7 protein-coding genes are annotated in these 9,971 nt (G+C 44.5%); 6 read left to right on the top strand and 1 reads right to left on the bottom strand.

The window, feature by feature from the left end; all coding sequences use genetic code 11:
* Positions 1-33: 33 nt before the first annotated feature.
* A complete protein-coding gene (locus BN161_RS17990; RefSeq protein ID WP_007210435.1) occupies positions 34-435 on the bottom strand; it encodes a response regulator in 402 nt (133 codons plus the stop codon).
* A gap of 85 nt (positions 436-520) precedes the next feature.
* On the opposite strand from BN161_RS17990, the gene BN161_RS17985 reads away from it, so the two are divergent.
* The 6 genes from BN161_RS17985 to BN161_RS17960 all read left to right on the top strand — a co-directional run bounded on the left by BN161_RS17985 (position 521) and on the right by BN161_RS17960 (position 9,890).
* Positions 521-2,155 (top strand): ABC-F family ATP-binding cassette domain-containing protein, encoded by a 1,635-nt coding sequence (locus tag BN161_RS17985; RefSeq protein WP_044268979.1) that lies wholly within the window; start codon positions 521-523, stop codon positions 2,153-2,155.
* A 77-nt stretch (positions 2,156-2,232) separates the two neighbouring features.
* A complete protein-coding gene (locus BN161_RS17980; protein ID WP_044268976.1) occupies positions 2,233-3,618 on the top strand; it encodes an FAD-dependent oxidoreductase in 1,386 nt (461 codons plus the stop codon).
* Positions 3,619-3,679: 61 nt separating this feature from the next.
* Positions 3,680-4,093, top strand: coding sequence for a DUF6769 family protein (locus BN161_RS28760; protein ID WP_074435160.1), 414 nt, complete (start codon positions 3,680-3,682; stop codon positions 4,091-4,093).
* A gap of 74 nt (positions 4,094-4,167) precedes the next feature.
* Positions 4,168-5,421 (top strand): efflux RND transporter periplasmic adaptor subunit, encoded by a 1,254-nt coding sequence (locus tag BN161_RS17970; protein WP_044268972.1) that lies wholly within the window; start codon positions 4,168-4,170, stop codon positions 5,419-5,421.
* A gap of 145 nt (positions 5,422-5,566) precedes the next feature.
* On the top strand, positions 5,567-8,707 hold the full coding sequence (locus BN161_RS17965) for an efflux RND transporter permease subunit (RefSeq protein ID WP_044268971.1): 3,141 nt from the start codon (positions 5,567-5,569) through the stop codon (positions 8,705-8,707).
* A complete protein-coding gene (locus BN161_RS17960; protein WP_044268969.1) occupies positions 8,685-9,890 on the top strand; it encodes a TolC family protein in 1,206 nt (401 codons plus the stop codon). Before BN161_RS17965 ends, BN161_RS17960 begins: the two co-directional genes overlap by 23 nt.
* Positions 9,891-9,971: the final 81 nt, after the last annotated feature.

Here is a 9,971-nt window from a genome sequence, read left to right as displayed (position 1 = left end):
CGTTATAATATTTATTATGCTATGAAAATTCTGTTACCACTGCAACCGTGGCAAGAACTTACTCAAGCAAGTACGTAATGCACTCAAGGTAATAGGCTTTACCAATACTTCCGAAGCACCGGCAGCCATTGCATTTTCACGGTCAGCCGTAAAAGCATAAGCAGTCTGCATGATAATAGGAAGTTCTTTCTCCTCTTCACGGATAATCTTTGTTGCTTCCAGACCATTCATGATAGGCATTTTGATATCCATAAGAATAGCAGCTGTCTTTCCACGGTTCTCTTTGAACAGATTAACCATCTCTTCACCGTTCTTCGCCCACAATATCTCGCATTTTTTGCCAATAATAGCCTTTATCAACTTAAAGTTACTATCATCGTCTTCCGCTACCAGTATCAGCGGACGGTAATCTTCTGATAAATTCCCTGTTTCCATGACCAATGTATTTTTGTTTAATGAGGCAAAGATATAAAAAATAATATAAATATATTATCTTTGCGCCTCAATTTAAAAATAGAGTATGATTTCAATAGACGGACTGGCCGTAGAATTCGGCGGCACCACCTTATTCAGTGACGTTTCCTTCGTTATTAATGAAAAAGACCGCATCGCCCTGATGGGAAAGAACGGAGCGGGAAAAAGTACCTTACTGAAAATTCTGGCAGGAGTACGCCAACCTACCCGGGGCAAAATCTCGGCACCTAAAGACAGTGTTATCGCTTACCTGCCGCAACATCTGATGACGGAAGACGGACGAACCGTATTCCAGGAAACCGCACAGGCTTTCTCACACCTGCATGAGATGGAAGCAGAAATAGAGCGCCTCAACAAAGAACTGGAAACACGTACCGATTATGAAAGCGACAGTTACATGGAACTGATTGAAACGGTTTCCGCCCTGAGTGAAAAATTCTACTCTATCGATGCTACCAACTATGAGGAAGACGTAGAGAAAGCTCTGTTAGGACTCGGCTTCAGTCGCGAAGATTTCAACCGCCAGACCAGTGACTTCAGCGGCGGATGGCGTATGCGCATCGAGCTTGCCAAACTACTGTTGCAAAAGCCGGATGTACTGTTACTGGATGAGCCTACCAACCACCTCGACATCGAAAGTATTCAGTGGTTGGAAGATTTCCTTATCAATAATGGTAAAGCTGTTATTGTCATCAGCCACGACCGCAAGTTTGTGGATAATATCACTACCCGTACCATTGAAGTGACAATGGGACGTATCTATGATTATAAAGTAAATTACTCCAAATATCTGGAACTCCGCAAAGAACGTCGTGAACAACAACAAAAGGCTTACGACGAACAACAGAAGTTCATTGCCGAAACCAAAGAATTCATTGAACGCTTCAAAGGCACTTACTCCAAAACCCTGCAAGTACAAAGCCGCGTAAAAATGTTGGAAAAGTTGGATATTTTGGAAGTGGATGAAGAAGATACTTCGGCACTACGGTTGAAATTTCCGCCATCCCCACGTTCCGGCAATTATCCTGTAATCATGGAAAACGTAGGTAAAACCTATGGCGATCATGTAGTATTCAAAAACGCTACACTGACCGTGGAACGGGGAGACAAATTAGCATTTGTCGGCAAAAACGGCGAAGGTAAGTCCACCTTGGTGAAATGTATCATGAAAGAGATTGAACACGATGGCACGCTGACACTCGGACATAATGTGCAGATCGGTTATTTCGCACAAAACCAAGCTTCTCTGCTGGACGAAAACCTAACGGTATTCCAAACGATTGATGATGTGGCAAAGGGAGAAATACGTAATAAGATACGTGACCTGCTGGGTGCTTTCATGTTCGGTGGACCAGAGCAATCCATGAAGAAAGTGAAAGTGCTTTCCGGTGGAGAGCGCACACGACTCGCCATGATTAAACTATTGTTGGAACCGGTAAACCTACTGATTCTGGATGAGCCGACGAACCACCTCGACCTGAAAACCAAGGACATTCTGAAGCAAGCGCTGTTGGATTTCGATGGTACACTGATTGTAGTAAGCCATGACCGTGACTTCCTGGACGGACTGGTTACCAAGGTCTACGAATTCGGTAATAAACAAGTAAAGGAACACTTAAGCGGCATCTACGAATTCCTGGAAAAGAAGAAGATGGAGTCACTCCGCGAACTGGAAAGGTAAACGTTCCTTAACAGGGCTTCCGCAACTTTTCTTGCGTCATATTGTTTCATTTTTATAAAACTCTAATTACGAGAACAATGAAACGATATGACGCTATAATAATAGGCTTCGGCAAAGGTGGCAAGCTACTGGCGGTCGAATTAGCCAACCGCAACTGGAAAGTGGCAGTCATCGAACGTTCCCCGGACATGTACGGTGGAACCTGTATAAATGTAGGATGTATTCCTACTAAAACCATGATAAACGAATCGGAATTCGCCGAACGTATCTATCAAGACGATTATAAGAAACAATCCAAGTTATATTCCCTCGCCCTAAGGCGCAAGGATAAGCTGGTCACCTTCCTTCGAGAAAAGAACGTCGAAAATCTGACGAATAACCCTAATATAACATTGTATGACGGAACTGCATCTTTTCTCTGTCCGGACACGGTAAAGGTAGTTCCTTCACCGGAAAGTGAAGATTACTTTGAACTGGAAGGAAAAGAAATCTTTATCAATACCGGTTCTACACCTATCCTACCCGATATTGATGGATTAAAAAGCAGCCGATACGTATATACAAGTGAGACATTGCTGCATAGCGAGATTCTTCCCCAACACTTGCTGATTATAGGAAGCGGAGCCATCGGGCTGGAATTTGCCACCATGTATGCCGGATTCGGCAGCAAGGTCACTATTCTGGAAGCCGGTAAACGCTTCTTGCCGAAAGCTGATCGGGAGATTGCCGAATATATGCAGGAAAGTCTGAAAAGAAAAAATATAGAGATACGTCTGAACGCACGCGTACAATCATTACATGATACAGCGGACGGCATTACCGCCGCCTATACGGATGCCTCGGACGGCACACCTTACTTTCTTGAAGGCGATGCCCTACTCATTGCAACAGGACGTAAACCTATGATAGATGATCTGAATCTGGAAAAAGCAAAAATACAGGTTAATGCACAAGGAGGGATCATTGTCAATGAGCAATTACGTACTACTGCACCACACGTCTGGGCTTTGGGAGACGCTAAAGGCGGGGAAATGTATGATTACCTTTCAATTGACGATTCCCGTATCATCTTAAATCATCTTTTCGGTAATAAGGAACGTTCTGTTGATGACCGTAATCCCGTACCTTACGCCATCTTCACAGATCCGCCTATGGCACATATCGGTCTGACGGAAGAAGAAGCCATGAAACGTGGATATCCCATCAAGATTTCACGTCTGCCCGCCTCCGCCATCCCTCGCGCACGTACTTTGCAGAATATGGATGGGATGCTAAAAGCTATTGTAAATACGGATACGGAGAAAATACTGGGCTGCTCACTCTTCTGCGTGGATGCACCGGAACTTATCAATCTGGTAGCGTTTGTCATGAAAACCGGGCAGAAATCTTCGGCTTTACGTAACTTCATATTCACCCATCCCAGTATGAGTGAAGGTTTAAATGGATTATTCAAGGCTTTTTAATAACTAACATTTGGTAATTAAGCCGTTAACTTCTATCTTTGTCCGCAATAAAAAAATAAGGATGCAGAGAAAACGGTACATAACACTCTTTTTTATATTCATCAGCATGGTCATGCTGGTGGTACCGGTTATTCCTCACCACCATCACAATAATGGGTTGATATGTATGAAGAATGACATAACTCCCAATTGTTGCGGACAGCAACACACCCCGGATAGCGAACATTGCTGTTGCGATACGGGATGTGTTACTACTCACTTTTTCCAGCAAACTCCCAGCCCGGACAACGGATGGACACATCCGGATTTTCCGTTGGTTATCACATTATTCTCCGAACCACTTCTCAGACTATTGGTCCTCCCCGAAGAAAGCGGGCAAAGACAGGACTGCATATACCAGGAGTCACTTCATGGCACGTATCTCACACGTGCCACAGGACTTCGCGCACCTCCGTGTGTTCTTACTTTATCGTAAAGTCTGCAACTTTATCGCAGGCTTTTATCTCTAATTTTGCACACAGATAAAAGTAAGAACATAAAAATATCATCATGAAAAAAATTCTTTTTATGGGAGTCATGGGATTATTCCTGTTAGGCTCTTGCAATAGTAAATCCGGCGACGGACACGAAGGTCATAATCATGAAACAGAAAAACATGAGCACGAAGGTTGTGATCATGATCATGAAGGCGAAGACCACAATCACGAAGGTGACGAACATAACCACGATGGACATAACCACGATGGACATAGCCACGATGAACAAGCAGCCGGACATAGTGACGAAATCATTCTGCCTACCGCCAAAGCACAGGCTGCCGGAGTAAAATCCAATGTTGTAGAACCGGGGATTTTCCATCAGGTTATAAAAACCAGTGGTCAGGTAATGGCAGCACAAGGAGATGAGAGCGTGGCTGTAGCAACCGTAGCTGGTGTAGTATCTTTCCGTGGAAAGGTAATCGAAGGTATGAGTGTCAGTAAAGGTACGCCACTGGTGACATTATCTTCCAAGAACATGGCGGATGGTGACCCCGTAGAACGGGCACGTATCGCTTATGAAGTTTCCAAGAAAGAATATGAGCGCATGAAAGCCCTCGTAGGAAATAAGATTGTTTCTGAAAAAGATTTCGCTCAGGCGGAACAAGCATACGAAAATGCACGTATCAGCTACGAAGCCGTAGCTAAAAATAGTTCAGCAAGCGGACAAGCGGTAATTTCGCCTATCAGCGGATATGTAAAAAGCCTGTTAGTGAAAGAAGGTGATTATGTAGCCGTAGGGCAACCGTTAGTCAGCATTACGCAAAACCGCAAGTTGTTCCTGCGTGCTGATGTGTCTGAGAAATATTACCAATATCTGCGTACTATTGGTTCTGCTAACTTCTGCACTCCTTATAATAATAAGGTATATACATTGAAAGACTTAGACGGACGTCTTCTCTCTTATGGCAAGGCTTCCGGTGGTGATGGTGGATATTATGTACCTGTAACCTTTGAGTTCGACAACAAAGGTGATATTATCCCCGGTTCGTTTGTAGAAATCTTCTTATTGTCTTCCCCTATAGAAAACGTAATATCCCTGCCCCATTCAGCATTGACTGAAGAACAAGGCAGTTTCTTTGTCTACCTGCAACTGGATGAAGAAGGATATAAGAAACAACTCGTGACTCTCGGAGCCGATAACGGTGAAAGCGTACAGATTCTCTCAGGTGTAAAAGCCGGAGACTGCGTGGTAACCGAAGGGGCTTATCAAGTGAAACTGGCAAGCGCTACGAATGCGATACCGGCACACAGTCACGAACACTAAACTTATTTACTATTTGACAAGTTACTATTTACTATTTGGCTGCGCAATGCGTGAAGCTGATGATAAGAATAGTAAATGTCAAATGGTAAAAGACAAGGTGTATCAAATAGTAAATAGTAAATAGTAAAATAGTAAATATATCATCGTGTTAAATAAGATCATACATTTCTCACTTCATAACCGCATCCTGGTGCTTGTAGCCTCGGTGTTGTTACTGATAGGCGGAACCTACACCGCCATGAACACGGAAGTGGACGTATTCCCTGACCTCAATGCACCTACGGTTGTTATCATGACCGAAGCAAACGGCATGGCAGCAGAAGAAGTGGAACAACTCGTTACATTTCCTGTAGAAACAGCAGTGAATGGTGCAACAGGTGTGCGCCGCGTACGTTCTTCATCTACCAACGGCTTCTCTGTAGTATGGGTAGAATTCGACTGGGATACGGATATTTATCTGGCCCGGCAGATTGTCAGCGAAAAGTTAGCTGTCGTAAGTGAAAGCCTGCCTACCGGTGTAGGTAAACCGACGCTGGGTCCACAATCATCCATTCTGGGTGAAATGCTGATTATCGGATTGACGGCCGACTCTACCTCCATGCTCGACCTGCGTACAATAGCCGACTGGACCATCCGGCCGCGTTTGCTCTCTACGGGCGGTGTGGCACAGGTAGCAGTACTTGGCGGTGATATAAAGGAATATCAGATACAATTAGATCCGGAACGGATGCGGCATTACGGCGTTACGCTGAATGAAATCATGACTGTAACCCGCGAAATGAATCTGAACGCAAACGGTGGCGTGCTATATGAATATGGTAACGAATACATTGTGCGTGGAGTACTTTCTACCGACCGTGTAGATCAACTGGCACGTGCCGTAGTACGTGGTGGAACCGCTTCGGGCAGTGCTCCTATCTTACTGGAAGACATTGCAGATGTACATATCGGAGCAAAGTTACCCAAACTGGGTACAGCATCCGAACGGGGTAAATCCGCCGTGCTGTTAACAGTAACCAAGCAACCAGCCACCAGCACACTGGAATTAACGGATAAATTAGAAGCATCTTTAAAAGACTTGCAGAAGAACCTGCCACCGGATGTAAAAGTCAGCACAGACATCTTCCGTCAGAGCCGCTTTATCGAAAGCTCTATCGGAAACGTACAGAAGTCCTTGTTTGAAGGAGGTATCTTCGTTGTGATTGTCCTATTCCTGTTCCTTGCGAATGTACGTACAACGGTGATCTCATTGGTTACACTACCGCTTTCATTGATTACTTCACTGGTGACGTTGCATTATATGGGCTTCACAATTAATACAATGAGCCTCGGTGGTCTTGCCATCGCTATCGGTTCGCTGGTGGATGATGCCATTGTGGACGTGGAGAACGTATATAAACGACTCCACGAGAATAAGTTGAAGCCTGTGGAAGAACGCCTTTCCATACTGGAAGTAGTATTCAACGCATCGAAAGAAGTACGTATGCCTATTCTGAATTCTACGCTGATTATCGTAGTCAGTTTCGTACCGCTGTTCTTCCTCACCGGTATGGAAGGCCGCATGCTGGTTCCACTGGGCATTGCATTCATTGTAGCACTGGCAGCTTCTACGGTAGTGGCATTGACAGTTACACCAGTACTTTGCTCCTATCTTTTAGGAAAAGACAAGAAGAAGGAACAGAAAGAGAGCAGCGACTCGTTCGTAGCACGCAAGATGAAACAGTGGTATGGTGCTGCATTGGCATTCGTACTGGGACATAAGAAGATCGTACTGGGCAGTACAATCGGTTTGTTCGTAGTTGCTCTGGTATGTTTCTTCACATTGGGACGTTCGTTCCTGCCACCTTTCAACGAAGGTTCGTTTACGATTAATATATCTTCTTTACCAGGCATCTCATTAGAAGAAAGTGACAAGATGGGACACCGTGCAGAGGAATTACTACTCAGCATTCCCGAAATACAAACCGTTGCCCGCAAGACCGGACGTGCCGAACTGGACGAGCACGCACTTGGTGTGAATGTTTCGGAAATAGAAGCTCCGTTCGAATTGAAAGACCGTTCACGTAGTGAGTTGGTTGCCGAAGTACGCGAGAAGTTAGGTACTATCGTAGGAGCAAATGTGGAAATCGGTCAGCCTATCAGCCACCGTATCGATGCTATGCTCAGTGGTACGAAAGCCAACATCGCAATTAAACTGTTTGGTGACGACCTGAACCGTATGTTTACCTTGGGTAATGAAATCAAAGGTGCCATCCAGGATATTCCGGGTATTGCCGACCTGAATGTGGAACAACAAATAGAACGTCCTCAGCTTATCATTTCGCCCAAGCGGGAAATGCTGGCTAAGTTTGGTATCTCATTACCGGAATTCTCTGAGTTCGTGAATGTCTGTCTTGCTGGTGAAACCGTATCACAGGTATACGAGAAAGGTAAAAGCTTCGATCTTACCGTACGTGTACGTGATGATCTTCGCGACGAAATGGAGAAGATACGCAACTTGATGATAGATACCAGTGACGGAAAGAAAATACCTTTGAACTACATTGCAGAAGTGCGTTCTGCCATGGGACCGAATACGATCAGCCGCGAGAACGTGAAACGTAAAATCGTGATTTCTGCCAATGTTGCCGACCGCGACCTGCGCAGTGTGGTGAATGATATTCAGGCCCGTGTGGACAAGGATATTAAATTGCCCGAAGGGTATCATCTGGAATACGGTGGCCAATTTGAGAGTGAACAGGCAGCAAGCCGCACCTTGTTACTCACATCATTAATGAGTATTGCGGTGATCTTCTTACTGCTTTATCATGAATTCCGTAGTGTAAAAGAGAGTGCAATCATACTTATCAACCTGCCGCTTGCATTGATCGGTGGTGTGTTTGCTTTGTTGATGACAACGGGAGAGGTGAGTATTCCGGCTATTATCGGTTTTATTTCACTATTCGGTATCGCCACCCGAAACGGTATGTTACTGATCAGCCACTACAACCATTTACAACAGGAAGAGGGACTGAATGTGTACGACAGTGTAATCCGTGGCTCAATGGACCGTTTGAATCCGATTCTGATGACAGCATTGTCTTCTGCTCTCGCTCTTATTCCATTGGCACTGGGAGGAGATTTGCCGGGTAATGAAATTCAAAGTCCGATGGCGAAAGTTATCCTTGGCGGTCTTTTAACTTCCACATTCCTGAACGGTTTCATCATTCCGATTGTTTATCTGATGATGCACCCCCAAAAACAACCATTAACAATATCAAACAATGAAACGAATTCTCATATTTAGTTTTATCACTTTTTTCCTATATGCGGGAATACGTGCCCAATCGGTCGGCATAGACGAAGTGCTGCACCGCATTGAAGCAAACAATAAGGAGTTGCAGGCCAATGCGCAACTCATCACTTCACAGAAATTGGAGAACAAGTCGGAGAACAATTTGCCCGATCCCACTCTCTCGTATGCCCATCTGTGGGGATCGGAAGATAAGAGTGAGACGATAGGTGAACTTGTTGTTTCCCAGAGCTTTGATTTCCCAACCTTGTATGCTACACGCGGAAAAGTAAACCGACTCAAAACCGGTGCGCTTGATGCGCAGTCTGCCGCCTTCCGTCAACAACTGTTGTTGCAAGCTAAAGAGCTTTGTTTCGACATCATCATGTTGCAGCATCAGCAAGTGATTCTGAATGAACGTATGAAACAGGCTGAGGAACTCTCTGCATACTATAAGAAACGTCTGGAGACAGGTGATGCCAATGTATTGGAAACAAATAAGATCAATCTGGAGTTACTGAATGTACGCACAGAATTCCGTACCAATCAGACTGCGCTTGATAACGCCTGGAAATCTCTCCTTGCACTCAATGGAGACCAGTCTTTGCAAGATAATGAGCTGAGCAGTTTCCGCTCCATCAACGACTATCCATTGCCGCTTCTTCCTACCAACTATGAACAGTTACGTTCGGAAGTGTTGGCAGCCGATCAGACTTTGCTGTCATTAAGCAGTGAAAGTGCTGCCGCCCGCAAACAGATTTCTGCAAGCAAACAAGGCTGGTTGCCTAAATTGGAACTGGGATATCGCCGTAATACGGAGTCCGGTACTCCATTCAATGGAGTTGTAGTAGGCTTTTCCTTCCCGCTGTTTGAAAATCGCAATAAGGTTAAAATAGCCAAAGCGCAATCTCTGAACCTCGATTATCAGAAAGAGAACGCTGCTTTCCAAGCCGAAGCAACCTTAGCAAAACTATACAGTGAAGCACAATCATTGCAGACTTCCATCCAGGAGTACAGGGAGGCATTCAGTTCACAACAAGATCTTGCATTACTGAAGCAAGCTCTCACCGGTGGACAAATCAGTGTGATAGAATATTTTGTAGAAGTTTCTGTGATTTATCAAAGTAAGCAGAATCTACTTCAATTGGAAAATCAGTATCAGAAGGTAATGGCACAGATTTATAAGAGTAAACTGTAAAACTCAATAGAGAAGACTGGAACTTTGTTATATTCCAGTCTTCTTATTTGTCTTTCAGCTAAATTATCCAAAAGTTTGGAT

Origin of the sequence: Bacteroides timonensis, from assembly GCF_000513195.1 — a bacterium.
Taxonomy (GTDB): domain Bacteria; phylum Bacteroidota; class Bacteroidia; order Bacteroidales; family Bacteroidaceae; genus Bacteroides; species Bacteroides timonensis.
The sequence above is the reverse complement of the archived record's forward strand: the minus strand, read 5'-3'. Positions and strand labels throughout refer to the sequence as shown.

What these genes read in the sequence shown, in the direction of transcription:
- BN161_RS17990 (WP_007210435.1), bottom strand. Translation starts at nt 435, where the DNA reads ATGGAAACAGGGAATTTATCAGAAGATTACCGTCCGCTGATACTGGTA.
- BN161_RS17985 (WP_044268979.1), top strand. Translation starts at nt 521, where the DNA reads ATGATTTCAATAGACGGACTGGCCGTAGAATTCGGCGGCACCACCTTA.
- BN161_RS17980 (WP_044268976.1), top strand. Translation starts at nt 2,233, where the DNA reads ATGAAACGATATGACGCTATAATAATAGGCTTCGGCAAAGGTGGCAAG.
- BN161_RS28760 (WP_074435160.1), top strand. Translation starts at nt 3,680, where the DNA reads ATGCAGAGAAAACGGTACATAACACTCTTTTTTATATTCATCAGCATG.
- BN161_RS17970 (WP_044268972.1), top strand. Translation starts at nt 4,168, where the DNA reads ATGAAAAAAATTCTTTTTATGGGAGTCATGGGATTATTCCTGTTAGGC.
- BN161_RS17960 (WP_044268969.1), top strand. Translation starts at nt 8,685, where the DNA reads ATGAAACGAATTCTCATATTTAGTTTTATCACTTTTTTCCTATATGCG.